This is a genomic window from Paraburkholderia flagellata (genome assembly GCF_021390645.1).
GTDB classification, from domain to species: Bacteria; Pseudomonadota; Gammaproteobacteria; order Burkholderiales; family Burkholderiaceae; genus Paraburkholderia; species Paraburkholderia flagellata.
On sequence record NZ_JAJEJT010000002.1, the window covers coordinates 454,057 to 479,157 of the forward strand.

Consider the following 25,101-nt stretch of genomic DNA (forward strand, 5'->3'; position numbering starts at 1 on the left):
CACGCGAGCGTGCGACGGCATTAGCGCCGTCAAAGTCCCCGGGCGATGTGCTGCGCCATCTCGACCACCGCGATGGCGAGCCGCTTTTCGCGGCGCGCATCGAGCCGCTCCAGCGGAAGGCTCGCACTGACCGCCACGCGCTTGCCGAGGGCCGTCACGCCCACGAACGCCGCGAAGCACGCAATCCCCGCCGTCACTTCTTCCCGTTCGTGCGCGAGTCCGGAGCGGCGTATCGCGGCGAGCGCCGCGAGCAGGTCGTGTTTGCGCGTGATGGTGTTGGCTGTGACAGCAGGAAGCTGGCGCGGCAGGATTGCGTTGACTTCTTCATCGGGAAGGCTGGCGAGCAGCGCCTTGCCCAGTGCGCAGCAGTGCGCGGGCAGCCGCGAGCCGAGATCGGAGACGAGACGCACGGGCCGCGCGGGATCTTCGCGCGCGAGATACACGACTTCCGCGCCATCGAGCACGGCAAGCTGAACGACCTCGTTATGCGTGGCGACGAAAGCGCTCGCTTCCTGGCGGAACACTTCCTGGAGACGGTCGTGCCGCACGTAGGCGCTGCCGAGTTCGAACAGCGTGAGGCCGACGATATAGCCGTCGGCGCGTTTTTCGATCCAGCGCCTGCGTTCGAGCGAGTCGAGCATCAGATAGAGCGTGCTGCGCGAGAGGCCGGTGGCCTGCGCGATTGCCGCCGCGCGCATTGGGCCAGGCGCGTGCGCGAGCACGTCGAGTATGTCGTGTATGCGCCGCAGCGCGGGGACTTCGTAGGGTGAGGACATGGAGCCGCGTGCCGGATTTGCCGGCAAATAGATCATCCAACGGGCTGGAAATACTAACACCATGTTGGATGCCGGCATGAGCCCATTCACATTTCTCAGCGCCATCGTTCCTTGGTATCGTTGCACACGCGTTGCACACACGAATCAACAGGAACGGTTTGAACGGCCCGGCGCGCGATGCGCGCCGCATGTTCGGGAGAGTCGCGGAAGATGAAGTATTCGAATCTGGTCGAGCGGTTGCAGGGCCGTCGCACGACGGCGTGGGAGATCCATCACGCGGCCGTGCAGGCAGCGGCGCGTGGCGAGGACGTGATCGTGCTGAGTGTGGGCGACCCCGACTTCGGCACGCCCGCACCCATCGTCGAGCGCGCCGTGGCCGCGCTGCGCGAAGGCGATACGCACTACTCGGCGATCATGGGCCGCGAGCCGCTGCGCGAGGCGATTGCACGCGAGCATGCACAGCAAAGCGGGCGCGCGGTCGGCGCGCAGAACGTGATTCTCTGCGCTGGAGCGCAGAATGGCTTGTTTGCTTCGTCGCTCTGTTTGCTGGAGGCCGGCGACGAAGTCCTCGTGCCCGAGCCGATGTACCTGACCTACGAGGCCGCGATTCGCGCATCGGGCGCCACGCTCGTGCCGGTGCCTGTCGATGCTGAGAGCGGCTTTCATCTCGACTGCGACGGACTCGAGGCAGCCGTCACGCCGCGCACGCGCGCGATCTTCTTTGCGACACCGTGCAACCCCACGGGCGCGGTGATGCCGCGCGCGCACCTCGAACGCGTCGCGCAACTGGCAAGGCGGCACGACCTGTGGGTGCTCTCCGACGAGGTCTACGCCGACCTCACGTTCGAGCGCGAGCACGTGAGCATCGCTGCGCTCGACGGCATGGCGGAGCGCACCGTCACGCTCGGCAGCCTCTCGAAGTCGCATGCCATGCCGGGCTGGCGTCTCGGCTGGGTGATCGCGCCGGAAACGATGATCGAGCATCTGGCGCGGCTCGCGCTCTGCATGCTCTACGGGCTGCCCGGTTTCATTCAGGAGGCGGCGATCACGGCGCTCGACGAGCGCGCGCAGATCGTCGCGCAGATGCGTGAGATCTATCGCCGCCGGCGCGACATCGTCTACGAGCGGCTGGCGGGCGTGCCGGGACTGAAGTGCCTGTTGCCGGAAGCGGGCATGTTCATGATGATCGACATCCGCGGCACGGGCCTCGACACGCAGGCGTTCACCTGGCAGCTGTTCGAGGCGCAGAAGGTGTCCGTGCTCGACGCGAGCGCGTTCGGTGAAACCGCTAACGGCTATGTGCGGCTTGGTTTCGTCGTGGACGAAGCGAGGCTCGTCGAGGCCTGCGAGCGTATCGCGGCCTTTGTCCGGGAGCGCGTCGCAGCCGCGACGCGCTAGCGGGTCTCGAAGTAGAGGCGGGTGGGCTCGAACAGGTCGGCAGGCAACGCATCCCGCGTGAACCACGCCCACCGCGCGCACTTGTCGGGCTCGGCAACAACTGGCGTGCCCGGCGCGGCGGCCTCGACGAACAGCGTCACATGGCGCACGCGGCTGGTTTCGAGCCAGCCGCTGGCCCAGCCGGCTGAGTGCGCCTCGATCAGTTCCAGGCCAGTTTCCTCGCGCAGCTCGCGCGCGGCCGCGGCGAGCGGATCTTCGCCGGGGTCGACCTTTCCGCCCGGGAAGGCCCACGTGTCGCGTCCCCATGTGCTTTTGCGCAGGCCGAGCAGCCACGCGTCGCCGTTGCGTACGACGACGCCCACGCCGAGCACGGTAACAGGCACATTCATGTCATCAGTCATGTTCTACTGATATTGATCTGGAATCCGAATCGTTTGCGAAGTCGATCATTCGCTGCGCTCCAATCGTTGCGCGGCGCGCAGCGAACGCGGGCAGATTCAGCGCTCGCCGTCGAACAGATCGTTGAGCATCTCGTCGAAGGCGGCCTGGGCGTCTTCCAGTTCCTGGAGCGCCATGTCGAAGGTCTGCAGCGCGAATTGCGACGGACGGCCGTCGCCTTCAGGCGGAAACTGCGATTGCAGCGAGGTGAACGCCGACTTGACGCGCTGGGTTGCGGTCAGCACGCGCTCCATGGCGGCGGCTTCTTCGGCTCGTGCCTGTTCTGGGGTCATCGAAAGCTCCGTTCTTACGTGTTTGGTGTTGAGTGTGTTCAGGGCAGGGGCAGTCCGCCCTCGGCCTTCACTTCGCGCAGCGACAGCGCCGATTCGACGGACGTGACGCCGGGCAAACTGCGCAACTGGTCGCGCATGAAGGTGCCGTAGTCGTCGAGATCGCGGGCCACCACCTGCAAAATATAGTCCGCCGTGCCGGATACGTTGTGGCACGACAGAATGCGCTCGATCGCCAGCACCTCGCGCTCGAAGCGGTCGGCGAGCGCGCGGTCGTGCACGGCAAAGCGTACCGAGACGAATCCCACCACGCCGTAGCCGAGCGCGCGGCGCGAGAGCACGGCCCGGTAACGCTCGATATAGCCCTCCTGTTCGAGGCGCTTGAGGCGCCGCGCGCAGGGCGTTTCGCTCAGGCCGACCGTTTCGGCGAGCCGCGCGTTCGGCATGCGCCCGTCGGTTTGCAGCGCGCCGAGTATCGCCCGGTCGAGTTTGTCGAGGTCGCTCATAGCGGGTAGGGGAGTTCTGGTAAAGATCTGGAAATCTTAGCGTATTCCGCCAATCTCTGACGTACACTGTATGAAAAACGCCAGAAATCGCTCTGCGTGTAGCGGCAAGATAGAGCCTCTTTCACGCGAGGCCAACATGATTTCCGCCCACCTGCTGTTGATGTTCATCGTCGCCCTGATTATCGTCTGCGCGCTGCCCGGCGCCGACATGGCGCTCGTGATGCAGACCAGCATGAGCCGCGGCACCCGCAGCGGCTTCGCGGCGGCTTGCGGGCTGGGACTCGCGCGTGCGACCCACGTGACGCTTTCCGCCTGCGGCCTCGCGGCCTTGCTGCGCAACGCGCCGTGGCTGTACGAAGTCGTGCGCTACGTGGGCGCGGCGTATCTCACGTGGATCGCCGTGCAGATCTTCCGTGCGCCGGCGTTCGCCATGCCAGAACAGGAGGGGGTGGCCGTGGCGCGGCCACGCCGTGCCGATTTCACCAAGGGCTTGCTCACGAACCTCCTGAACCCGAAGGCGCTGCTGTTCTGCTCGGTGCTGCTGCCGCAGTTCATCCGGCCCGAGGCAGGCTCGGTCTGGCTGCAGGTTTCAGTGCTTGGCGTGTTGCTGGTTGCGGTATGCGCGCTCTTCGACGTGATCTACGTGCTGGGCGCCGCGCGCATCGCCGTGTGGCTGCGCCGCCACCCGCTCGCGCAGACGGTCCAGAAGTGGGCGTTCTCGTCCGCGTTGATCGGCTTCGCGCTGCGGCTCTCGCTCGATTGACGCTTCTGGCGTGCAGGACGGTTGGGTGAAAGCGTGCGGCGCGCAAGGCGCCGCACGCTTTTTTATTGCTCGCGGTTTAGCGCCTCGCGTTAGCGCGCGCCCAGGTAGTCGAGCTTGCCCAGCTCCACGCCGTTGTGACGCAGGATGTCGTAGGCCGTGGTGACATGGAAGAAGAAGTTGGGCAGCACGAAGCCCAGCAGATAGCTCTGGCCCGTGAACTCGATCGGGCCGGTGCGCATCTTGAGCGAAATGCTGCGCGCTTCCGTGCCGTCGATCTGCTCCGGCTTGAACGAGTTCAGATAGTCGATGGTTTTCTGGATACGGGCGTGCAACTCGTCGAAGGTGACCTCGACATCGTCGAATTTCGGGGGCTCGACGCCGGCCAGGCGCGCGGCGCAGCCCTTTGCGGTGTCGGTGGCGATGTAGATCTGACGCACGAGCGGCAGCATGTCGGGGAAGAGCCGCGCGCCCGTCAGCACGGAGGGGTCGATCTGCTTTTCCGCCGCGTGAGCCTGAGCCTTGCCGATGATGTTTTGCAGATTGGTGAGGCCGCGCACGAGCACGGGCACCGATGCTTGATACATGGAAATGGACATGGGGTTTCCTCGTTTCTTCGAATGCGCGCGATGCGCTCCGCTTTGGAGCTGACCGGGCGGCTCATTATGCGCTATCGCGTCGCGTGCTGCCATCGGCCAAACGGCCAGCAGCGCGACGGCCACGTACCTGGCCGCGCGCATAAATTACCTGGGATTACAGATCAAAAATTCCCGGTGAAACGCTGAAGTTGCGAGCGTTCGCGGCCAGGGCGGCCTGGCCTGCGCGCGATGCGCGACATAGCGCGTCTCTTTGCCGATGTGCGCAATTGCCCCGACAAATATTGATTGTGGTCTAATAACCCGGCACTAACCATCCATTCCGCATCGTGCTGCACGATGCGCTCAACCATGAACGCAGAAAAGGCAGCAATACGCCGCATCGCGCGCCGCATGGCAGAAGGCATTGTTTGTCGCACTGGCGCGCCGCAGTGGCGCGCCCGAGTGCTGCGCGTTTCGCTGCTGGCGCTCGCAGCGGGCAGCGCGGCGCAGGCTGCATTCGCGCAAGATCCACGGCTTCTCGATACGCGCGTCACACAAGAATCGGTGACTGACACGATCTGCCGTCCGGGCTATGCCGACACCGTGGCGCCGCCGTTCGACCAGACCATGGCGCTGAAGGACCGCATGCTCGCGGCGCGCGGCATCGACTCCGATGAAGGCGTGGGCTACGCGCTCGACCGGCACGTGCCGATCGTACTTGGCGGGTCGCCGGACGCCACGGCGAACTTCGACCTGATTCCGTGGGGCGGCCACGCCGGCGAGCGCCGCAAGTCGCTGCTCACAGTACGCCTGAAGCGCTGCGTGTGCGCGGGGCGCATGACGCTAGCCGAGGCGCAGGCTGCGATCACCGGCAACTGGGTGCACCAGTACGACCGCCTTACCCGCATGGACTGCGGCGGATCCGCCGACGAGACGACCTCGGCGAGCCGCGACGACGGGTCCTGAAGCGCCGTTTCGCGCGCACCTTTCCCTGCTCGGGCACGCTGATTGCGGACCGGATCGGGCATGTGAAGTGGGCAATCCGGTGGCAATCCGCCGCCAGACAATATGCCGCAGCGCGCCGCTCAGCAAATGCGACTATGCTGACATCAATCAACAAAAGGGAGTCACAACAATGCTTACGTCCAGCCTTTTACTGCTTGGCGTCGCTGCCGTACTCGGCCAGGTGGCGTGGACCCGTGCTCGCGCTCGCGCGAGTCTGCAGCCCGTACGCGCACGCGCAACGCAACCCCGCCGGTTCCGCTGAGCGTTGCACGCCTGGGCCGAATTTCTCCCGAGGTAGGCCGTCATGCATCTGACTGTCTGGAATGTTCCCGAAACCTGCAGCGAGCAGGACGTGCGCAGCTTTTTCGAGCGCGAACTCGGCAAGTACGCCAAGGGCATCACCGTTTATGACGCGGGCACGCCGAACGCGCACGCGGACCTCGAACTCGACTCCGACGTGCCCTACGTGGCCGATGCCGTGGCGCGCGAACTTCAGTCCCGCCGCCTCGCCGGTGTGGCGTTAAAGGTGAGCGCGCTGCCGTTCGAAGACGAGGAGCCGCCGCAGCGTCCACGCAACTGATCCGTTCGCACCGCGTCAGCGCGGTTCGTCGGCGGCGTCGTACGGTGTGTAGGGCAGCGAGCGCTTGTGGCGCGTCGCCTCGTAGAAGCGAAAGATCGTCTCATACGCGTGTTCGCTCACAGGCTTGCCTTCCAGAAAGTCATCGATCTCGTCATAGCCGATTCCGTAGGCGTCTTCGTCCGGATGCAGCGGGCGCAACGTTTCCAGATCCGCAGTGGGTGTTTTCTCCACCAGCTCGGCCGGTGCACCGAGCGCGCGCGCGAGTGCCCGCACGCGTCGCTTGTTCAGGCCAGCGAGCGGCAGCACGTCTGCGCCGCCGTCGCCGAACTTCGTGAAAAAGCCCATCAGCGATTCCGCCGCGTGATCCGTGCCGATCACGAGTCCCGCTCGCGCGCCCGCCACCGCGTACTGCGCGATCATCCGTTCGCGCGCTTTGATGTTGCCGTGCACCTTATCCTGCGCGCTCTCGTCGGCGAAGGCGAGACCGCCCGCCGTGAGCGAGGCGAGCATGGCATCGGCGGCGGGGCGCATGTCCACGGTCAGGGTTTCGTCCGCGGCGATGAAGGCGAGCGCGGCGGCGGCGTCCGCTTCGTCGCGCTGGGTGCCGTAGGGCAGACGCATTGCGATGAAGCGTGCCGCCGCGTGGCCCTGCGCACGCAGGCTTTCCACGCTCAGCTGCGCAAGGCGGCCCGCTGTTGCGGAATCGATGCCCCCGCTGATGCCCAGCACGAGCGTCTGCAGTCCGCTCGCCTCGAGGCGCTGTGCGAGAAACCGCACGCGGCGCCCGATTTCGGTTTGCGCGTCGAAGCGCGCGGCGACATTCAGTTCGGCGATGATGCGTTGCTGGCGGGCGCGGCGCTCGGCTTCGGGGTTGGCATCGGATCTTGCGGGCATGGGCGGTTCCTCATTTGGCCGCGCACGCAGCGTGCGCAGTCGGCGTTGTCTGGTCTAATGTCGGGTGGTCGAGGCGCTGTCAGCGACGCCGCACGGCACGGCGCCCGACGTATCCGACTTCAGACAAGACACACAATCAGCCGGACTCACAATGAACGACAATTTTTCGCGGCGCATGGGCGCTCGCGTGCGGGGTGGCGTCCGGGGCGACGCCCCGAGCCTTCCCCATCATAGAACGCGGTGGTTTGGCGCGTCGGCGCGCCGCGCAATCGTGGCCGCGCTCTGCGCCTCGTTTTGCGCTTCCTGGGCGGCAAGCACGGCTTTCGCCGCGGACGGCGTGACGGCCTCCAGCGCGCACGTTGCTTCCGGCGCCGTGCGTAGCGTGCCGGCGCAGGCAGCGTCGAAGCCTGTTGCTTCGGGCGCATCGGCTGCGGCGGCAGCGTCGGGCGCGTCTGCGGCTCGGCCTGTTGCGAATGCAGCTTCCGCCGCTTTGGGGCCAGCGCCTGCGTCGGCGGCATCGGGCGCTTCGAGCGCGTCGGCGTCGTCAGCGGCTTCTGCATCCTCGGCCTCCGCAGCGCTGGCGGCTTCCGCGCCTCCCGCGCTCGTGCTGCCCGTTCACCGGATGCTCACGCCACAAGAGGCCGCCGAAGAAACCCGCGGTGCGCTCGAAATGCGCAAGCGCTTCGCGCGCGACGTCAACCGGCGTCTACATGTGCCGCTCGCGGACCAGCGAGCCTACGGCCAGCGCCTGCAGGCGGCGCTCGAGGAGAAAGACCTCGGCGCGCTGGCAGGCGAGTTCGTCATCCTCGTCGATCGCAGCGCGAATGTGCAGGCGCTCTTCATCTACTTCCGGGCCATGCCTGACGAGCCGTGGCTCATGATCGGCGCGTCGCCGGTCGCGACGGGACGTCCCGGCGAGTTCGACCACTTCCTCACGCCGCTCGGCGTGTTCCAGCACACCCCGTCGAACATGGACTTCCGGGCGGAAGGCACCATGAACCAGAACAACATACGCGGCTACGGCCGGCGCGACATGCGTATCTATGACCTCGGCTGGGTGGACGGCGAACGCGGTTGGGGCAAGGGCGGCTATTCGCAAATGCGCTTCCAGATGCATGCCACCGACCCCGACCGCCTCGAGCCGCTGCTCGGCATCCGCCACTCGAAGGGCTGCGTGCGGATTCCGGCGACGCTCAATGCGTTCATCGACCACAACGGCATCATCGACGCCGAATACCAGGCGCTGGTCGACTCGGGCAAGTCGCTGTGGGTGCTCCACTCGGACCGCGAGATCACGCCGTGGGCGGGACGCTTTATCGTCGTGGTCGATTCAGAGCGCAAGACGCGTCCGGCGTGGTCGCCCGCGCCAGGCGGCAAGGCACGCGCGAAGGTGCCGGCGGGCGCCGACACCGCCGACTGAGCGCGCGATCCGGCGAGGGCGCGGCCGTCATTTGCCGCGCGCGAGGCAAGCGCAGGCGCTACGCGCGTCGCGCAATCAGCACGCCCGCGAGCGCGACGCCGAAGCCCGCCATCTGCATGGGCGTGAGCGTTTCGCCGAACAGCAGCCAACTTTCGAGCGCCGCGAGCGGCGGCGCGAGAAAGAGCAGAGCCGTGGCGCGGGCGGCGTCGCCGTGGCGCACCATCCACACGAGCAACGTCACGCCCGCGCCCGAAAGCATCGCAATGCCCCACGCCAGCGAGAACCACAGGGTCGGCGTTGCGATCCAGCGCGTCTCGCCGAGCGCGAGTGCGAGCACGGCGGCCACGATGGCCGCGCCCAGGTTCTGCACGGCGCTTGCGCTGCGAATGTCGGCTTGCGCGAGCGAAGTCTTCTGATAAAGCGTGCCCGCCGTGATCGATCCGACCGATACCACCGCGACTATCACGACGAGCAGCGGATTCGCGTGAGCATGGGTGTGCGTGGTGGCGGCAACGGCGTCGGCGATCGCGCCGCTGCCCGCGTGCATGGCGGCGTACAGCTTCGGGCTCAGCACGAGCACGACGCCTGCGAGGCCGAGCGACATGCCCGACCAGCGCCGCGGCGGCAGGCGCTCGCCGAACATGCGTGCCGCGATGGCGGCCGTCAGGAGCGGCTGGAGCGCGCCGAGCAGCGCCATCACGCCCGCGCTCAAACCCTGCGCGACCGCCCAGTAGCCCGCACCCAGATACACGCCTTGCAGGAGCGCGCCCGCGAAGAGGTGCTTGCCGATTTCGCGGCCGCGCGGCCAGGGCGCGCGCATCACCAGCGCGACGATCGCGAACAGCGCGGCCGTGCCAGTGAAGCGCGCCAGCAGGAAGAGGTTGGGATCGGCGTAGGGCGCAATGGCGCGCGCGACGACGAAACCCGTCGACCACAGGACGACAAAAAGGGTGGGGGCGAAAGTGGCGAGCATCGGTGTCGAAAAGGGCGCGCGCTGACGCTGCGCCCGGAGAAACACGAAAGGCTCGGAGTATCGCGCGACGCGCAGGTTGCGGTCTTGTTCAGGACTGCACTGTCTCCTGCGTGCGTCGCTCGACGAATCGAACGCAACTAACCGCCTAGCCCGAGCGACGGCCGCGAATGCAAACAACGCGTAACCGGACACGCTAGCAGCAACTAGCTTCCAAACAACACCGCCGTCACGCCTATCAAGCCGCCGCAGACCGCGCAGGCGAGCAACAGCGCGCGCGTGCGCCGATGCTCGCGGCGCCAGGCATCGAGCAACGCGGCTTGCTGCGCGGCCTGTGCCGCAGCGGGCCCGTGCCCGGCCTTCGCGTGGTGCTCGAGGAAGCGGAACACCATCTGCGGTACGCGCGGTGCAATTTGCGCGAGGTGTGGCAATTCCTGCGAGAGCCGCCGGATCCAGCCGTGGTGGCCGAGATCCTGGCGCGCGATGTCCGCGAGCGTGTGCCGTGCAATGCCCCACGCGTCCACGCCCGGGTGAATCGAGCGCGCCAGTTCCTCGGCCTGGCCGAACGCGCGCTGCGCCGCCACGAGGCGCGGCGAGACTTCGCCTCCGAACGGCTGCACCGAATGCAGTAGATGATGGAACAGCGCCCCCGCGCTGCGCTCGTCAGTGCCGCTCGCGAAATGCGCTTCGCTGCGCGTGCGCAATTCCGCCTCGACCTGTTCGGTGCGCGCGTGCGTGGGCACGTGGCCCGCCACGTGATGCAGCGTTGCGAGCCGGCCGTAATCCTGCTCGAACAACGCCGTTGCGCCATGCACGAAGAATTCACGCTCAGGCGAGGAAAGGCTCGTCATCAGCGCCGCGCCCGCGAGTACGAGGCGGCCGCGCGTCTCTGGCTCGACGCTCACCGCGACCTGCCTGGCGTCGAGGGCCGCATGAAAGAAGCCGTGTTCGAAAGCCTGGCGCGTGACCACTTCGATCAGATGCGCCGCCACCTGCGTGACGTTGATATGGTGCTCGGCAAGCCCGGCGATATCGGTCGCGCGCACGGTGTCGATGTGCTGCACGGCGATCGTCTGCGGGGTGCAGAGGTCCCAGATCACGTCGGGCACGACGATGCGCGGGTCGTCGCCGAGCTGATGGCCGCTCTGGCTCAGGTTCGCGGCCTGGGCGCGCAGGTCGAAGCGCCGCTGCAGATCCTCGCGCAGCGTCTGCGCAAGCGTGTGCAGTTGCAGCTTGCGCGCGGCGCGCGAAAAGCGTTCGATCCAGCGGGCCACGGCGCACAGTAGCGCGGCGTCGTCGTCGACTTCCTGGACCTGTTTCGCGCGCAGCACGCGCAGCGTGATCGTCTGGTGACCGTTCACCGGCAGCGCGAGCCGCGCGAGGTGCGTCTGTTCGCACCAGCCGTTGTGGGCCGCCTTGGGGTCGATCCACGTGAATACCGTATCGGGGGGCTTGCCTAGCGCGGTGCGCAGTGCGGTGTTGAGTGCCTCGCCGGCGAGAGGTTCTTCGAAGTGCTCGATAGTGTCGATCGCGTCATGCAACGTCGCGCCCGCGAGTTCGGGGCGCGTGGCGAGCGTTTGCGCGAAGGCCGTGGCGAGCGGGGCGAGACGCGGCAGCGAACCATGCAGGCGCGAGGCGAGACGCGGGTCGCCGTGCAGGCTCGAGGCGAGCGTGAGGAACCAGTGGAGCTTGTGATGCTCGGGCGCTGCGAGCCAGATCAGCCTGAAGCCATAACGCAGTGCACAAAACAGCAGACGCAATTGACGAAGTCGTGAACGCATGAATTCCAATGGTCGGCAAGGCGAGCGTCGCGTGAGCGCGCGGTCTCCACGAGATTAGCAGGGATGCGCGCGCGATGGCAGCGCGGGCTCGTTCTGCGCATGCGTAATACAATACGGCGGCCTTCTGGATTCACGCCGGATTCACTTCATTACCCGCGTCATGCTCGCAGAACAACGTCACCAATACATCCTCTCGCAAGTGAACCGGACGGGCGCGCTTTCCGTGGCGGATCTCGTGCGCGAACTGCGCGTTTCCCGCGAGACGATCCGGCGCGACCTCAACACGCTCGCGGAGCGCGGGCTGCTCGTCACGACCCACGGCGGCGCGCTCTCCAGCGACCGCCGCGAGCCCGATCTCGACGTGCGGGAAGCCGCCAACGCGAGCGCCAAGCGCGCGATCGGCGAGCGCGCAGCGGAGTTCGTTCCTGACGGCGCCTCGGTCATCATCGATTCGGGCAGCACGACGCATGCGCTCGCTCGCGCGCTCACCGACCGCCATCGGCTCACGGTCTATACCAACGACTGGCGCATCGCGCTCCTGCTCGGCCGCCGCAACGAAAACCGCGTCACGCTGCTGGGCGGCGAGCTGTCCGATCATGAGGAAGCGACCTTCGGCCTCGACACCGTGCAACAACTGGCCCAGTACCACGCTGACTTTGCGTTCGTCGGCGCGGGCGGCATCACCGCCGACGGCTGGCTCACCGACTACTCGCGCATGGTCGCCGAGGTCCGCAGCCGCATGCTCGCGGCCACGGCCTGCGCGATCGTCGTCGCCGACCATTCGAAGTTCGGGCGCGTGACGCCCGTGCGCATCAACGGCTTCGAGCAGGCGCGCTACGTCATCACCGAGCTGGCGCCCGAAAAGAGCGTCGCGCGCGCCATCGCGGCGCGCGGGCCCGAACTTGTCATCGCCTGAGTCTTCTTGCGGCGCAGCGCAACGCGCGCTGCATTTGCTTTTGCACTTGTAGACAAGCCCACGCCTGCCGCCGATGCCTGAGCGGCGGAATTTGCACGGCTATGTGGTTTGTCGAATATTGGCGAATTGTGGAATTTTTTGACAAACGCCACAATCGTCATGCGCGTGTCATCAAAACCTGTGATTCTTGCGGGGCCCGTCCAGATGGGCCGGTAAGCGAGGCGAGCGGCAACGCCGCGCCTTCACCGGGCTGGCTGTTCAGGTGGAAAACGTCGGATTGTAGACAATCTGCAATCCGCGATGCGAGACCACCAGGCGGGCAATGACAGGCGGCGCAGTCCGCCGAAGTTCGGATTGTTCAACTCAGTTCGATCCATTCAATCACAAACGCATCGGGTATCCCGAGCATCTGGTTTTTGCCTTCGGAGAGTGACATGAACCACACGAAATCCCATCGCGCGGGTTTTGCACGCAAGCTGCTGCCGATCGCGGCCGCCGCGGCGCTGCTGGGCGCAGCCGCGAGCGCGCACGCCGCCGACGCCGTCGTGCTGTACACGGCCGACGGCCTCGAAAATCTCTACAAGGACGTGCTGCCGGCCTTCGAAAAGAAGGAAGGCGTGAAGGTCAACATCGTGACGGCGGGCAGCGGCGAAGTGGTGAACCGCGCGAACGTCGAGAAGGACTCGCCGAAGGCCGACGTGATCGTCACACTGCCGCCGTTCATCCAGCAGGCGCAGCAAAGCGGGCTGCTGCAGCCGTACCAGAGCGTGAACTACAAGAACGTGCCGGCGATCGCGAAGGCGACGGACGGTTCGTGGGCGACGTTCGTGAACAACTACTTCTCGTTCGCGATCAATCCCGATGTCGTGAAGAACGAGCCCAAGACGTTTGCCGACCTGCTGCACCCGGACTACTCGGGCAAGGTCGCGTACTCGAACCCGGCCACGGCTGGCGACGGCATGGCCGTGATCATCCTCACGACCTCGCTGATGGGCGAAGACAAGGCGTTCGACTACCTCAAGAAGCTCGAGCAGAGCGCGAAGTTCCACACCAAGGGCACGGGCTACCTCGACGTGCTGCTCTCGCGTAACGAAATCTCGGTGGCCAACGGCGACCTGCAGATGGATCTCGACGACGCAGCCAACGGCGGCCTCTCGCTCAAGCCGATCTTCCTCGCGGCCGATGCTGGCGGTCATCCCACGACGTTCCAGTTGCCGTACGCAATCGGCCTGATCAAGGGCGGCCCGAACCAGGCTGAAGGCAAGAAGCTGATCGACTATCTGATGTCGACGGACGTGCAGTCGAAGGTGCCGGACATCTTCGGCATTCCGGGCCGCACGGATGTGGCGCTCTCGGGCAAGAACGGCGAAGCGGTCAAGCAGGCCATCCAGGGTGTGAAGCTCATTCCGGTGGACTGGAACCAGGTGATGGCGAAGAAGGCCGACTGGACGACGCGCTGGAAGAACGAAGTCATCGGCTCGTCGGGCAAGCCGCTCGAAGTCGTGAAGCCGAAGTAAGAACCCGTACTTGCAGGAGATGAACCCGGTGAATACCGCAAGTCTAGCGCCGGCCGGCATGGCCCGCGCGCTGCCGGATGTGTCCGGACTCACTGACGCCACGGACGCGCCCGGCGCCGCGGGCGTGCAGATCGACCACCTGAGCGTGCGCTTCGGCGCGCGCACTGTCCTCGACGATCTGTCGCTCACGATCCGCCGCGGCGAACTGCTGACCGTGCTGGGCCGCAGCGGCTGCGGCAAGACGACCTTGCTGCGTTTCATCGCCGGGTTCATCGAAGCCGATGGACTCGCGGGCTCGCTCACCGTGGCGGGCCGCGACCTGACCCATGTGCCGCCGCATCAGCGCAACCTGGGTCTGCTGTTCCAGAGCTATGCGCTTTTTCCGCATCTCTCGGTGTTCGAGAATGTCGCGTTCGGGTTGAAGGCGCGCCGCGTGCCGTCGCGCGATATCGCGCGACGCGTGGCCGATGCCCTCAAGCTCGTGCAGCTCGGCGACGCGGGGCACGTCATGCCCGCGCAGCTCTCGGGCGGCATGCAGCAGCGCGTGGCGCTCGCGCGCGCGCTCGTGATCGAGCCGGACGTGCTGCTGCTCGACGAGCCGCTCTCGGCACTCGACGCCAATCTGCGCGCTTCGGTGCGCTCCGAATTGAAGGCGCTGCACGAGCGCCTGCCCGATCTGACGATCGTGTGCGTGACGCACGATCAGGACGACGCGCTCGTGCTGTCCGACCGCACGCTGCTGATGCGCGATGGCCGCATCGCCCAGCTCGGCACGCCGCAGGAACTCTACGACACGCCCAACGACGCCTACGTGGCCCGCTATCTCGGCGCGGCGAATCTGCTGCCGCCGAATGTCGCGTTCCCGCTCGGCGACGCGCGCCACGACGTGCGCGACAAGCTCGCGTGTCTGCGTCCGGAAAGCCTGCGTGTCGTGCCGCTCGGCGAAGGCTCGCTGCACGGCACGATCGAATCGGTCGAATGGTATGGCTCGGTGCTCTCGGTGCCGGTGCTGCTCGACGCGATGCCGAACGAACCGGTGCTCGTCACCATGCAGCGCGGCCACGGCATGACGCCGGCGAAAGGCATGCGTGTCTCCTTGCGTTACGAGGCTGACGATGTCGTCCTTATCAACCCCTGATTCCGCCCTGCCTCTGCCCGGCGCCGACACGCACGCGGCCGCCGTGCGCCGCCGCGAACGGCGCGCGCAATGGCATATCGCGTTTCTGCTCGTGTTCGTGCTCGGGCCGCTCGTCGTCTATCCGCTCGTGCGCCTCGTGCTGCTGAGCCTTTCGGACGCGCACGGCTTGAGCTTCCACGCGTACGAAACTTTCTTCGGCAATCCCGATTCGCGCGGCGTGATCGCCACGACTTTGTGGATTCTGTTTCTGAGTGCGGGTCTGGCTTCCGTGCTTGGCGTCGCGCTTGCGGCGCTGCTGTTCTTCAAGCCGTTTCCGGGCGCGCAGCTCGTCACGCGCTTTCTGGAACTGTTCGTGGCGTTCCCGTCGTTTCTCGTCGCGTTCACGCTGATCTTTCTGTACGGCTCGCAGGGCTCCGTAAGCATCGGGTTGCAGCGGCTCTTTCATTTGCAGGCGCCGCCGCTCGACTTCCTGTTCGGCATCGGCGGGGTCGTGCTCGCCGAAGTGGTGTTCTACGCGCCATTCGTCGTGCGCCCGACGCTCGCCGCGTTCGCGCTGCTTGACATGCGCTTGATCGAAGCCGCCCGTAGTCTTGGTGCGAACAGCCGGATGGTCGCCCTGCGCGTGATTCTGCCGCTCGCCTGGCCGGGTATCGCTGCGGGCACGATCCTGTGCTTTCTGCTGACGTTCAATGAGTTCGGCATTCTGCTCGTGCTCGGCAGCGCGCACCTCATCACGCTGCCGGTGGCGATCTACAGCGCGGCCACAGTCGATCTCGATCTGCCGACGGCCGCTGCGGGCGCCGTGGTCATGCTCGCGATGTCGCTTTCCCTGTATGCGCTGTATCGGCGCGTGAATCGCCGGAGTCATGGAGGCGCGCGCAATGTCAACTAATCCTGTCGCGGGTTCTGACCGCATCGCGCTGCCGCCCAAGCATCTTCGTGCGCGGCCTGTGGAGCGCAGCTTCTTTTCGCGCTTTGCCAGCGCGGCATTGCTCGGCTTCGCGGCGCTGCTGTGCTTCTGGCTTTTCGTGTTGCCGGTGATCGTCGTCGCGTTGTCGAGCGTTGCGTCGCACTGGTCGGGCACGATCTTGCCCGACGGTTTCAGCACGCGCTGGTTCGAGCGTCTCGGTTCCACCGATTTCGATGCGCTCGCAACGAGTCTCGAAGTCGGCTTCGGCGTGGCAGTCCTCGGCACGGCGCTCGGACTCTGGCTCGCGCTCGCGCTCGAAGGGCGCGACCGGCGTGGTCTGGGCGCGGTCGTCGACACGCTCGCGATGGTGCCCAACGGCGTGCCGAGCGTGGTGCTTGGTCTCGCGGTGCTGATCGCCTATCACAAGGCGCCTGTGGATCTGTCGAGTTCGGCTGCGATCGTCGTGTTCGTGCAGCTCGCCCTCGTGCTGCCGTTTTGCTATCGATGTGCGTCGGCAGCGCTGCGACCCGAGCTGACCGTGCTGCGCGAAGCTGCGGCGAGTCTCGGCGCGCCGCCTTCGATGGTGCTGCGCCGCGTGGTGCTGCCGCAACTCGTGCCTGCCATCCGTGCGAGTCTCGCGCTCGGCTTCGCGTTGTCGCTCGGCGAACTGGGCGCGACGCTCACGGTGTATCCGCCGGGCTTTGCGACGGTGCCGATCGTCGTGGTGGGCGCGGTCGAACGTGGGTATTACCTGCCGGCTTCGGCGCTCTCGCTGGTCCTGTTGATCGTTTCGCTGGCGGCGCTGCTGCTGATCGCGGCGCGTGTGCCGCGCCGGCGGCCGGACTGAGCGGATGAATGCCATGCGGTTCGATGCGCCGCAGGCGCGTAACAGACGAGCAAGGCCGGACGTGCAAGATTCGATGACCGAAGAGCAGGCGAGCGGTACAGCGGGCGACATGGGTCGCGATCCTCAGGCGTTGTCCGATACGACTGCGCTTGCCATGGTGCGCCAGCATTCGCTCACTGCGCTGGTGCGCGACGAGATCGAGCGGCGCATCGCGGCGGGCGTGCTGGCGCCCGGCGACAAGCTCAACGAAGCCGATTGGGCGGCTCGTCTGGCCGTATCGCGCGGACCCGTGCGCGAGGCGTTTCGCGCACTGGAGCAGGCGGGCCTCGTGCGCAACGAGAAGCATCGGGGCGTGTTCGTGCGCAGCGTCGGCGTGGCGGAGGCCCAGGAATTGGGTGAAGTGTGCGCGGCATTGCGCGAAGCGGCGTGCCGGATGCTTGCGCCGCGTATCGATGCGGCGCAGGTGGCCGAGTTGCGCGAGCACCTGAACGCGATGCGGGACGCGGTGGTCGCCGAGAAGGGAGAGTCCTTCGTGGAAGCGCGCGACGCGTTTCGCGCGTCGCTCGTCGCGGCGGCTGGCAACGCCAGGCTGCGCGAGACCTATGAGCGGACGGTGAGCGAATTGCGGCTCTCGTCGCAGCGTGCGGCGCCGGCGCACAGCGCAATGGACGCATCGTACGCGGGGCATCGGGCGCTGTTGAGCGCGCTCGCCTCGCGCGACGCCGATGAATCGGCCAATCGCATGCGCGAATCCTGCGGCGACTAAGGGCGGCAGCAACGATGAGTGGCGGCCTGGTGTGGGGCGTCGCCGCATTCACATTAGAGGAGTAGAAGAAGATGGCATTGAGCCTCGCGGACATTCGTGAGCTGTTCGAGACGTACGGCGCGTTGGCCTATAGCGGCGAGCCGGTCACGCAGCTGGAGCACGCGCTGCAAAGCGGCGCGCTGGCGGAAGAAGAAGGGGCGAGCGAAGAGCTGACCGCGGCCGCGTTTCTGCACGATCTGGGTCACCTGCTCAATCGTCGGGGCGAAACGCCGACCGAACGCGGCATCGACGATCTGCACCAGTACTATGCGCTGCCGTTCCTGCGACCGGTGTTGCCCGATAGCGTGCTGGAACCGATCCGCCTGCACGTCGATGCGAAACGCTATCTCTGCGCAGTCGATGAAGCGTATTTCGGCTGCCTCTCCGCGGACTCGGTGCGCAGCCTCGAATTGCAGGGTGGCATCTTCAATGCAGACGAGGCGCGCGATTTCGCTGCGCGGCCCCACGCCGAAGACGCGGTGCGCCTGCGCCGCTGGGACGATCTCGCGAAGGTGGCTGGCAAACTGACGCCGGACCTCGACCACTATCTGCAACTCGTCGAACGCGTCATGCAACGCCACGTTTGAGGCGATTCCGCTTACGCGTTTTTCCGAATTTCACGCGCGTCAAAAAACCGCTTGCAAGATGTCATCTGCATGACTAGAATTCCGGTCTTTCGCGCTTTCGATGAAGGCGCGGGGAGACGGGAAGCCCGGGCGGAAGCCTTGTGGCGACTGGGTCTGCGGGTGGTGGGAAGTTGAGCGGCAGGTTGAACGAAGTAAAAAAACCTGTTGACAGATCGCCGGGCAGTCTTCATAATCTCGTTTCTCTGCTGCTGACGCAGCAACGCAGAAAGAAGCCGGTAGTTGAGCAGTGGTTAGGCTCAGATGCGCGGCAACTTCGCGATCGATCTTTAAAAATTTACAGCCGATAAGTGTGGGCGCTTGATGCGGTGGCGGCCTGACCTCGTTCTTCGGAGCGGGGCCGGGAGCAGCAAAAGTATCAAGAGTCTCACACTAAAGTAAGTCAGGTTTTTGAATTTATTCAATGACCTGTCAGCTTTGAGTGAGCGACCGGTTTCGAGAGAAACCGAAAACAGTAACAGGTTTAAACTGAAGAGTTTGATCCTGGCTCAGATTGAACGCTGGCGGCATGCCTTACACATGCAAGTCGAACGGCAGCACGGGTGCTTGCACCTGGTGGCGAGTGGCGAACGGGTGAGTAATACATCGGAACATGTCCAGTAGTGGGGGATAGCCCGGCGAAAGCCGGATTAATACCGCATACGATCCATGGATGAAAGCGGGGGACCTTCGGGCCTCGCGCTATTGGGGTGGCCGATGGCGGATTAGCTAGTTGGTGGGGTAAAGGCCTACCAAGGCGACGATCCGTAGCTGGTCTGAGAGGACGACCAGCCACACTGGGACTGAGACACGGCCCAGACTCCTACGGGAGGCAGCAGTGGGGAATTTTGGACAATGGGCGAAAGCCTGATCCAGCAATGCCGCGTGTGTGAAGAAGGCCTTCGGGTTGTAAAGCACTTTTGTCCGGAAAGAAATCCTTCGAGATAATACCTTGAGGGGATGACGGTACCGGAAGAATAAGCACCGGCTAACTACGTGCCAGCAGCCGCGGTAATACGTAGGGTGCGAGCGTTAATCGGAATTACTGGGCGTAAAGCGTGCGCAGGCGGTGATGTAAGACCGATGTGAAATCCCCGGGCTTAACCTGGGAACTGCATTGGTGACTGCATCGCTGGAGTATGGCAGAGGGGGGTAGAATTCCACGTGTAGCAGTGAAATGCGTAGAGATGTGGAGGAATACCGATGGCGAAGGCAGCCCCCTGGGCCAATACTGACGCTCATGCACGAAAGCGTGGGGAGCAAACAGGATTAGATACCCTGGTAGTCCACGCCCTAAACGATGTCAACTGGTTGTCGGGCCTTCATTGGCTTGGTAACGTAGCTAACGCGTGAAGTTGACCGCCTGGGGAGTACGGTCGCAAGATTAAAACTCAAAGGAATTGACGGGGACCCGCACAAGCGGTGGATGATGTGGATTAATTCGATGCAACGCGAAAAACCTTACCTACCCTTGACATGTACGGAATTCCGCTGAGAGGTGGAAGTGCCCGAAAGGGAGCCGTAACACAGGTGCTGCATGGCTGTCGTCAGCTCGTGTCGTGAGATGTTGGGTTAAGTCCCGCAACGAGCGCAACCCTTGTCCCTAGTTGCTACGCAAGAGCACTCCAGGGAGACTGCCGGTGACAAACCGGAGGAAGGTGGGGATGACGTCAAGTCCTCATGGCCCTTATGGGTAGGGCTTCACACGTCATACAATGGTCGGAACAGAGGGTTGCCAAGCCGCGAGGTGGAGCCAATCCCAGAAAACCGATCGTAGTCCGGATCGCAGTCTGCAACTCGACTGCGTGAAGCTGGAATCGCTAGTAATCGCGGATCAGCATGCCGCGGTGAATACGTTCCCGGGTCTTGTACACACCGCCCGTCACACCATGGGAGTGGGTTTTGCCAGAAGTGGCTAGTCTAACCGCAAGGAGGACGGTCACCACGGCAGGATTCATGACTGGGGTGAAGTCGTAACAAGGTAGCCGTATCGGAAGGTGCGGCTGGATCACCTCCTTTCATGAGCTCATCGCTCACTGCGTTTTAAGCGCTCACACTTGTCGGCTGTAAGAAAGACAGACTCAGGGGTCTGTAGCTCAGTCGGTTAGAGCACCGTCTTGATAAGGCGGGGGTCGATGGTTCGAATCCATCCAGACCCACCACTGTCTGTGACGGGCAGCCCCCTTGAGTTGTGTGACTGGGGGATTAGCTCAGCTGGGAGAGCACCTGCTTTGCAAGCAGGGGGTCGTCGGTTCGATCCCGTCATCCTCCACCAATTCCCAATGCACAGCGTTCTGCAGCAATGATGCAGAACACTTCGCATTGGCGATTGAGCCAGTCAGAGCGATATGAAAATATCGGCTGTCGTTCTTTAACAATCAGGAAGAAGTAGTAAAGAGATTCATCCAAAAATGTCTAGAGATGGGCATGAGTAGGTGAATCAGGGTTGTGATTGTATCAATGTATTTTTAAGTGATCGAAAGATTGCCTTGAAATACGGCGCAACACGAATACTCAACCTGTAACGATTGTGATCGGAATCGTCCCCTTCGGGGATGAGCCCGGAGTAAGCGCTAAAGCGCTAACACCGGGCGCAAGACACACCCGTTATAGGGTCAAGCGAACAAGTGCATGTGGTGGATGCCTTGGCGATCACAGGCGATGAAGGACGCGGTAGCCTGCGAAAAGCGGTGGGGAGCTGGCAAACAAGCTTTGATCCACCGATATCCGAATGGGGAAACCCACTCCGAATGGAGTATCCATGACTGAATACATAGGTCATGTGAAGCGAACGCGGCGAACTGAAACATCTAAGTAGCCGCAGGAAAAGAAATCAACCGAGATTCCCAAAGTAGTGGCGAGCGAAATGGGACCAGCCTGCATTCTTTATCTGAACTGTTAGCCAAACGCTCTGGAAAGTGCGGCCATAGTGGGTGATAGCCCCGTAGGCGAAAACAGATTGGAAGAACTAGGGATGCGACAAGTAGGGCGGGACACGTGAAATCCTGTCTGAAGATGGGGGGACCATCCTCCAAGGCTAAATACTCGTGATCGACCGATAGTGAACCAGTACCGTGAGGGAAAGGCGAAAAGAACCCCGGGAGGGGAGTGAAATAGATCCTGAAACCGCATGCATACAAACAGTCGGAGCCTCGCAAGGGGTGACGGCGTACCTTTTGTATAATGGGTCAGCGACTTACATTCAGTGGCAAGCTTAACCGAATAGGGCAGGCGTAGCGAAAGCGAGTCCGAACAGGGCGTTCAGTCGCTGGGTGTAGACCCGAAACCAGGTGATCTATCCATGGCCAGGTTGAAGGCACGGTAACACGTGCTGGAGGACCGAACCCACTAACGTTGAAAAGTTAGGGGATGAGCTGTGGATAGGGGTGAAAGGCTAAACAAACCTGGAAATAGCTGGTTCTCTCCGAAAACTATTTAGGTAGTGCCTCGTGTATCACCTTCGGGGGTAGAGCACTGTCATGGTTGAAGGGTCCATTGCGGATTACTTCGCCATAGCAAACTCCGAATACCGAAGAGTGCAATCACGGGAGACAGACATCGGGTGCTAACGTCCGGTGTCAAGAGGGAAACAACCCAGACCGCCAGCTAAGGTCCCCAAATATGACTAAGTGGGAAACGAAGTGGGAAGGCTAAAACAGTCAGGAGGTTGGCTTAGAAGCAGCCACCCTTTAAAGAAAGCGTAATAGCTCACTGATCGAGTCGTCCTGCGCGGAAGATGTAACGGGGCTAAGTCATATACCGAAGCTGCGGATGCGAGCTAGTCTCGCATGGTAGGAGAGCGTTCCGTAAGCCTGCGAAGGTGCGTTGAAAAGCGTGCTGGAGGTATCGGAAGTGCGAATGCTGACATGAGTAGCGATAAAGGGGGTGAAAGGCCCCCTCGCCGTAAGCCCAAGGTTTCCTACGCAACGTTCATCGGCGTAGGGTGAGTCGGCCCCTAAGGCGAGGCAGAAATGCGTAGCTGATGGGAAGCAGGTCAATATTCCTGCACCATTGTTGAATGCGATGGGGGGACGGATCGCGGAAGGTTGTCCGGGTGTTGGAAGTCCCGGTCCTTGCATTGGAGAAGGCGCTTTGGCAAATCCGGGCGCGGAATTCAAGGGTGTGAGGCCAGTCTCTCAGGAGACGAAGCAACTGGAAGTGGTTCCAAGAAAAGCCTCTAAGCTTCAGTTCAGCAGTGACCGTACCGCAAACCGACACAGGTGGGCGAGATGAGTATTCTAAGGCGCTTGAGAGAACTCGGGAGAAGGAACTCGGCAAATTGGTACCGTAACTTCGGGATAAGGTACGCCCCTGTAGCTTGACTGGCCTGCGCCAGAAGGGTGAAGGGGTTGCAATAAACTGGTGGCTGCGACTGTTTAATAAAAACACAGCACTCTGCAAACACGAAAGTGGACGTATAGGGTGTGACGCCTGCCCGGTGCCGGAAGATTAAATGATGGGGTGCAAGCTCTTGATTGAAGTCCCGGTAAACGGCGGCCGTAACTATAACGGTCCTAAGGTAGCGAAATTCCTTGTCGGGTAAGTTCCGACCTGCACGAATGGCGTAACGATGGCCACACTGTCTCCTCCCGAGACTCAGCGAAGTTGAAGTGTTTGTGATGATGCAATCTCCCCGCGGCTAGACGGAAAGACCCCATGAACCTTTACTGTAGCTTTGCATTGGACTTTGAACCGGTTTGTGTAGGATAGGTGGGAGGCTGTGAAGTGTGGACGCTAGTCTGCATGGAGCCGTCCTTGAAATACCACCCTGATCTGTTTGAGGTTCTAACCTTGGTCCGTGATCCGGATCGGGGACAGTGCATGGTAGGCAGTTTGACTGGGGCGGTCTCCTCCCAAAGGGTAACGGAGGAGTACGAAGGTACGCTAGGTACGGTCGGAAATCGTGCTGATAGTGCAATGGCATAAGCGTGCTTGACTGTGAGACTCACAAGTCGAACAGGTGCGAAAGCAGGTCATAGTGATCCGGTGGTTCTGTATGGAAGGGCCATCGCTCAACGGATAAAAGGTACTCTGGGGATAACAGGCTGATACCGCCCAAGAGTTCATATCGACGGCGGTGTTTGGCACCTCGATGTCGGCTCATCTCATCCTGGGGCTGTAGCCGGTCCCAAGGGTATGGCTGTTCGCCATTTAAAGAGGTACGTGAGCTGGGTTTAAAACGTCGTGAGACAGTTTGGTCCCTATCTGCCGTGGGCGCTGGAAGTTTGAGGGGGCCTGCTCCTAGTACGAGAGGACCGGAGTGGACGAACCTCTGGTGTACCGGTTGTGACGCCAGTCGCATCGCCGGGTAGCTATGTTCGGAAGAGATAACCGCTGAAAGCATCTAAGCGGGAAACTCGCCTCAAGATGAGACTTCCCCGGGGACTAGATCCCCTTGAAGGGTCGTTCGAGACCAGGACGTTGATAGGTCAGGTGTGGAAGCGCAGTAATGCGTTAAGCTAACTGATACTAATTGCCCGTAAGGCTTGATCCTATAACAGGTGTGTTTCAGACACGCATGGTTGAGTGATCACGTGTTGTGCCGATTCAAACAACACAACCCCAATTCAGCAACACCCTCTTTACGCTTCTTCCAGATTGGCTGTGGCGCCCCCAAAGGCGACGCAGCAACCCGTCATGCCTGATGACCATAGCGAGTTGGTCCCACCCCTTCCCATCCCGAACAGGACCGTGAAACAACTCCACGCCGATGATAGTGCGGATTGCCCGTGTGAAAGTAGGTAATCGTCAGGCTCCTCATGCTGTAACGTCCAGAACCCCGGTGTCTCCGAAAGAGAGCCGGGGTTCTGGCGTTTTGGCGCGTGTTTGAATGCGACACGACAGGCAGAAAACAAAAAAGCCGTCCACTGGACGGCTTTTTGCGTTAACCAGCCTCGCCAATCGATGTCTTATTGCGCGGCTCTCTGTACAGTGGCAGCGCCCGCGGCGTCCTTCGCCAAAGCAACATCCTCTGCGACATCCGTGAGTTGCTCCTGCGTCAGCTCCTCGAGCAGCGCCAGGTCGCGCTCGATGACTTGCGGCAGATGCGCTCGCAAGAATTCCACCCACGTCTTTGTTTTCGCGTCGACGAACTTGCGCGACGGATAAAGCGCGTACACGTTCGTCTTCTGCAGCTTGTGATGCGGCAGCACGCGCACGAGCGTACCATTACGCAGCCCTTCGATTGCCGCATAGACCGGCAGCATCCCAATCCCCATCCCCTCGCGTATCGCCACCGCGAGCGATTCCGCGATATTCACTTGCACGGGCCCGTCAACCTGCATTTCGACGCTGCCCTCGGGTCCGTCGAGCGTCCATTCATGCGCCGGAAACGCCGGCGATTTGAGAATCAGACAGTCGTGATGCGAGAGATCGGCGGGTGTACGCGGCGCGCCGTGCGTGTGCACATACCCAGGCGACGCGCACAGAATGCTGTACGTCGAACCAAGCTGATGCGAGACAAGATCAGAATTCGGCAGCGAAGACGCCGTAACCACCGAGACGTCGCTGCTGCCCTCGAACAGATCCGGCATGCGTTGCGAGAGGGTCAGTTCGACAGTGACTTCGGGATGCAGTGCGCGATAGCGCGAAATCGCCGGCAGCACGTACTGCTGACCAATACTCGCGAAGCTGTGCATGCGCAGCGCGCCGGCCGGGCGTTCGTGCGCGCAACTCGCCTCTTCTTCCGCGCTATCAACGTCCGCGAGAATCTGCGAGCAGCGCTTGAGATACCGCTCGCCGGCGGGCGTGAGTGCAAGCCGGCGCGTCGAGCGGTTGAGCAGACGGGTGCGCAAATGCGCTTCGAGTTCCGATACCGCGCGCGACATCGCGCCGGTGGTCGAATCCAGCGACTGGGCCGCGGCCGTGAAGCTGCCCGCTTCCACGACGCGGACGAACACCCGCATGTTTTGTAACGTATCCATCAGACCTTCTTGACCTTCTTGTTCGG

The 25,101-nt window shown here is 63.3% G+C and carries 21 protein-coding genes, 2 tRNA genes and 3 rRNA genes; 17 read left to right on the plus strand and 9 right to left on the minus strand.

The features are described from left to right. Window positions 1-29: 29 nt before the first annotated feature. Window positions 30-776, minus strand: coding sequence for an IclR family transcriptional regulator (locus tag L0U83_RS16435; RefSeq protein WP_233884720.1), 747 nt, complete (start codon window positions 774-776; stop codon window positions 30-32). A gap of 210 nt (window positions 777-986) precedes the next feature. Between L0U83_RS16435 and L0U83_RS16440 the strand changes: the two genes are divergently transcribed. Continuing rightward, window positions 987-2,174 carry a pyridoxal phosphate-dependent aminotransferase gene (locus tag L0U83_RS16440; protein ID WP_233884721.1) on the plus strand — a complete coding sequence of 396 codons (1,188 nt, stop codon included), beginning with the start codon at window positions 987-989 and terminating at the stop codon, window positions 2,172-2,174. Here L0U83_RS16440 and L0U83_RS16445 read toward each other — a convergent pair. The 3 genes from L0U83_RS16445 to L0U83_RS16455 all read right to left on the minus strand — a co-directional run bounded on the left by L0U83_RS16445 (window position 2,171) and on the right by L0U83_RS16455 (window position 3,408). Beyond that, window positions 2,171-2,575, minus strand: a complete 405-nt coding sequence (locus L0U83_RS16445) for a nucleotide triphosphate diphosphatase NUDT15 (RefSeq protein ID WP_233884722.1) — start codon at window positions 2,573-2,575, stop codon at window positions 2,171-2,173. The genes L0U83_RS16440 and L0U83_RS16445 overlap by 4 nt on opposite strands. 96 nt (window positions 2,576-2,671) lie before the next feature. Next, entirely contained in the window at window positions 2,672-2,905 is a 234-nt protein-coding gene (locus L0U83_RS16450) for a hypothetical protein (protein WP_233884724.1), read from the minus strand. Between the two features lie 38 nt (window positions 2,906-2,943). Continuing rightward, window positions 2,944-3,408 carry an Lrp/AsnC family transcriptional regulator gene (locus tag L0U83_RS16455; RefSeq protein WP_069261807.1) on the minus strand — a complete coding sequence of 155 codons (465 nt, stop codon included), beginning with the start codon at window positions 3,406-3,408 and terminating at the stop codon, window positions 2,944-2,946. 136 nt (window positions 3,409-3,544) lie between these two features. Between L0U83_RS16455 and L0U83_RS16460 the strand changes: the two genes are divergently transcribed. Continuing rightward, window positions 3,545-4,171 (plus strand): LysE family translocator, encoded by a 627-nt coding sequence (locus L0U83_RS16460; protein WP_233884726.1) that lies wholly within the window; start codon window positions 3,545-3,547, stop codon window positions 4,169-4,171. Between the two features lie 89 nt (window positions 4,172-4,260). Here L0U83_RS16460 and L0U83_RS16465 read toward each other — a convergent pair whose 3' ends face one another. After that, on the minus strand, window positions 4,261-4,767 hold the full coding sequence (locus L0U83_RS16465; RefSeq protein WP_233884727.1) for a DUF1993 domain-containing protein: 507 nt from the start codon (window positions 4,765-4,767) through the stop codon (window positions 4,261-4,263). Window positions 4,768-5,115: 348 nt separating this feature from the next. On the opposite strand from L0U83_RS16465, the gene L0U83_RS16470 reads away from it, so the two are divergent. Beyond that, the gene (locus L0U83_RS16470) at window positions 5,116-5,712 is read left to right on the plus strand and encodes a hypothetical protein (RefSeq protein ID WP_233884728.1); all 597 of its coding nucleotides are present in this window, start codon (window positions 5,116-5,118) and stop codon (window positions 5,710-5,712) included. Between the two features lie 343 nt (window positions 5,713-6,055). Then, complete coding sequence (locus L0U83_RS16475; RefSeq protein ID WP_233884729.1) at window positions 6,056-6,331, plus strand: RNA-binding protein; 276 nt, start codon at window positions 6,056-6,058, stop codon at window positions 6,329-6,331. Window positions 6,332-6,346: 15 nt separating this feature from the next. Here the strand turns inward: L0U83_RS16475 and nadE are convergent, their stop codons facing one another. Next, complete coding sequence (gene nadE / locus L0U83_RS16480; RefSeq protein ID WP_233884732.1) at window positions 6,347-7,225, minus strand: NAD(+) synthase; 879 nt, start codon at window positions 7,223-7,225, stop codon at window positions 6,347-6,349. Between the two features lie 175 nt (window positions 7,226-7,400). Between nadE and L0U83_RS16485 the strand changes: the two genes are divergently transcribed. After that, window positions 7,401-8,645: a L,D-transpeptidase gene (locus tag L0U83_RS16485; protein WP_373321090.1), complete on the plus strand. Its 1,245-nt coding sequence runs from the start codon at window positions 7,401-7,403 to the stop codon at window positions 8,643-8,645. 58 nt (window positions 8,646-8,703) lie between these two features. On the opposite strand, the gene L0U83_RS16490 is transcribed toward L0U83_RS16485, so the two are convergent. Both L0U83_RS16490 and L0U83_RS16495 read right to left on the minus strand, forming a co-directional pair. Continuing rightward, a complete protein-coding gene (locus tag L0U83_RS16490) occupies window positions 8,704-9,618 on the minus strand; it encodes a DMT family transporter (RefSeq protein ID WP_233884733.1) in 915 nt (304 codons plus the stop codon). Between the two features lie 203 nt (window positions 9,619-9,821). After that, window positions 9,822-11,396 carry an ABC1 kinase family protein gene (locus L0U83_RS16495; RefSeq protein WP_233884734.1) on the minus strand — a complete coding sequence of 525 codons (1,575 nt, stop codon included), beginning with the start codon at window positions 11,394-11,396 and terminating at the stop codon, window positions 9,822-9,824. A 160-nt stretch (window positions 11,397-11,556) separates the two neighbouring features. On the opposite strand from L0U83_RS16495, the gene L0U83_RS16500 reads away from it, so the two are divergent. The 12 genes from L0U83_RS16500 (at window position 11,557) to rrf (ending at window position 23,906) form a co-directional block, all read left to right on the plus strand. Next, window positions 11,557-12,312 (plus strand): DeoR/GlpR family DNA-binding transcription regulator, encoded by a 756-nt coding sequence (locus tag L0U83_RS16500; RefSeq protein WP_233884736.1) that lies wholly within the window; start codon window positions 11,557-11,559, stop codon window positions 12,310-12,312. 434 nt (window positions 12,313-12,746) lie between these two features. After that, window positions 12,747-13,829 (plus strand): 2-aminoethylphosphonate ABC transporter substrate-binding protein, encoded by a 1,083-nt coding sequence (gene phnS, locus L0U83_RS16505; RefSeq protein WP_233884737.1) that lies wholly within the window; start codon window positions 12,747-12,749, stop codon window positions 13,827-13,829. Between the two features lie 28 nt (window positions 13,830-13,857). Beyond that, window positions 13,858-14,967: a 2-aminoethylphosphonate ABC transport system ATP-binding subunit PhnT gene (gene phnT / locus L0U83_RS16510; RefSeq protein ID WP_233884738.1), complete on the plus strand. Its 1,110-nt coding sequence runs from the start codon at window positions 13,858-13,860 to the stop codon at window positions 14,965-14,967. Continuing rightward, complete coding sequence (locus L0U83_RS16515) at window positions 14,945-15,859, plus strand: 2-aminoethylphosphonate ABC transporter permease subunit (protein ID WP_233884739.1); 915 nt, start codon at window positions 14,945-14,947, stop codon at window positions 15,857-15,859. Before phnT ends, L0U83_RS16515 begins: the two co-directional genes overlap by 23 nt. Further along, window positions 15,849-16,724 carry a 2-aminoethylphosphonate ABC transport system, membrane component PhnV gene (gene phnV / locus L0U83_RS16520; protein WP_233884740.1) on the plus strand — a complete coding sequence of 292 codons (876 nt, stop codon included), beginning with the start codon at window positions 15,849-15,851 and terminating at the stop codon, window positions 16,722-16,724. The genes L0U83_RS16515 and phnV overlap by 11 nt, the downstream gene beginning before the upstream one ends. 109 nt (window positions 16,725-16,833) lie before the next feature. Beyond that, the gene (locus L0U83_RS16525) at window positions 16,834-17,490 is read left to right on the plus strand and encodes a GntR family transcriptional regulator (protein WP_233886538.1); all 657 of its coding nucleotides are present in this window, start codon (window positions 16,834-16,836) and stop codon (window positions 17,488-17,490) included. A 71-nt stretch (window positions 17,491-17,561) separates the two neighbouring features. Next, window positions 17,562-18,116 carry a phosphonate degradation HD-domain oxygenase gene (locus L0U83_RS16530; RefSeq protein WP_233884742.1) on the plus strand — a complete coding sequence of 185 codons (555 nt, stop codon included), beginning with the start codon at window positions 17,562-17,564 and terminating at the stop codon, window positions 18,114-18,116. Window positions 18,117-18,638: 522 nt separating this feature from the next. Continuing rightward, window positions 18,639-20,171, plus strand: a 16S ribosomal RNA gene (locus L0U83_RS16535). Between the two features lie 66 nt (window positions 20,172-20,237). After that, a tRNA-Ile gene (locus L0U83_RS16540) sits at window positions 20,238-20,314 on the plus strand. Between the two features lie 37 nt (window positions 20,315-20,351). After that, a tRNA-Ala gene (locus tag L0U83_RS16545) sits at window positions 20,352-20,427 on the plus strand. A 338-nt stretch (window positions 20,428-20,765) separates the two neighbouring features. Next, window positions 20,766-23,646 (plus strand): 23S ribosomal RNA (locus L0U83_RS16550). A 146-nt stretch (window positions 23,647-23,792) separates the two neighbouring features. Continuing rightward, a 5S ribosomal RNA gene (gene rrf, locus L0U83_RS16555) occupies window positions 23,793-23,906 on the plus strand. Together the 16S, 23S and 5S rRNA genes with 2 tRNA genes alongside form the textbook arrangement of a ribosomal RNA operon. A gap of 155 nt (window positions 23,907-24,061) precedes the next feature. Here rrf and L0U83_RS16560 read toward each other — a convergent pair. After that, the gene (locus tag L0U83_RS16560) at window positions 24,062-25,075 is read right to left on the minus strand and encodes a LysR family transcriptional regulator (protein WP_233884746.1); all 1,014 of its coding nucleotides are present in this window, start codon (window positions 25,073-25,075) and stop codon (window positions 24,062-24,064) included. Window positions 25,076-25,101: the final 26 nt, after the last annotated feature.

Coding starts and splice junctions, on each gene's coding strand:
- L0U83_RS16435 (WP_233884720.1), bottom strand. CDS start 776: ATGTCCTCACCCTACGAAGTCCCCGCGCTGCGGCGCATACACGACATA.
- L0U83_RS16440 (WP_233884721.1), top strand. CDS start 987: ATGAAGTATTCGAATCTGGTCGAGCGGTTGCAGGGCCGTCGCACGACG.
- L0U83_RS16445 (WP_233884722.1), bottom strand. CDS start 2,575: ATGACTGATGACATGAATGTGCCTGTTACCGTGCTCGGCGTGGGCGTC.
- L0U83_RS16450 (WP_233884724.1), bottom strand. CDS start 2,905: ATGACCCCAGAACAGGCACGAGCCGAAGAAGCCGCCGCCATGGAGCGC.
- L0U83_RS16455 (WP_069261807.1), bottom strand. CDS start 3,408: ATGAGCGACCTCGACAAACTCGACCGGGCGATACTCGGCGCGCTGCAA.
- L0U83_RS16460 (WP_233884726.1), top strand. CDS start 3,545: ATGATTTCCGCCCACCTGCTGTTGATGTTCATCGTCGCCCTGATTATC.
- L0U83_RS16465 (WP_233884727.1), bottom strand. CDS start 4,767: ATGTCCATTTCCATGTATCAAGCATCGGTGCCCGTGCTCGTGCGCGGC.
- L0U83_RS16470 (WP_233884728.1), top strand. CDS start 5,116: ATGAACGCAGAAAAGGCAGCAATACGCCGCATCGCGCGCCGCATGGCA.
- L0U83_RS16475 (WP_233884729.1), top strand. CDS start 6,056: ATGCATCTGACTGTCTGGAATGTTCCCGAAACCTGCAGCGAGCAGGAC.
- nadE (WP_233884732.1), bottom strand. CDS start 7,225: ATGCCCGCAAGATCCGATGCCAACCCCGAAGCCGAGCGCCGCGCCCGC.
- L0U83_RS16485 (WP_373321090.1), top strand. CDS start 7,401: ATGGGCGCTCGCGTGCGGGGTGGCGTCCGGGGCGACGCCCCGAGCCTT.
- L0U83_RS16490 (WP_233884733.1), bottom strand. CDS start 9,618: ATGCTCGCCACTTTCGCCCCCACCCTTTTTGTCGTCCTGTGGTCGACG.
- L0U83_RS16495 (WP_233884734.1), bottom strand. CDS start 11,396: ATGCGTTCACGACTTCGTCAATTGCGTCTGCTGTTTTGTGCACTGCGT.
- L0U83_RS16500 (WP_233884736.1), top strand. CDS start 11,557: ATGCTCGCAGAACAACGTCACCAATACATCCTCTCGCAAGTGAACCGG.
- phnS (WP_233884737.1), top strand. CDS start 12,747: ATGAACCACACGAAATCCCATCGCGCGGGTTTTGCACGCAAGCTGCTG.
- L0U83_RS16515 (WP_233884739.1), top strand. CDS start 14,945: ATGTCGTCCTTATCAACCCCTGATTCCGCCCTGCCTCTGCCCGGCGCC.
- phnV (WP_233884740.1), top strand. CDS start 15,849: ATGTCAACTAATCCTGTCGCGGGTTCTGACCGCATCGCGCTGCCGCCC.
- L0U83_RS16525 (WP_233886538.1), top strand. CDS start 16,834: ATGGGTCGCGATCCTCAGGCGTTGTCCGATACGACTGCGCTTGCCATG.
- L0U83_RS16530 (WP_233884742.1), top strand. CDS start 17,562: ATGGCATTGAGCCTCGCGGACATTCGTGAGCTGTTCGAGACGTACGGC.
- L0U83_RS16560 (WP_233884746.1), bottom strand. CDS start 25,075: ATGGATACGTTACAAAACATGCGGGTGTTCGTCCGCGTCGTGGAAGCG.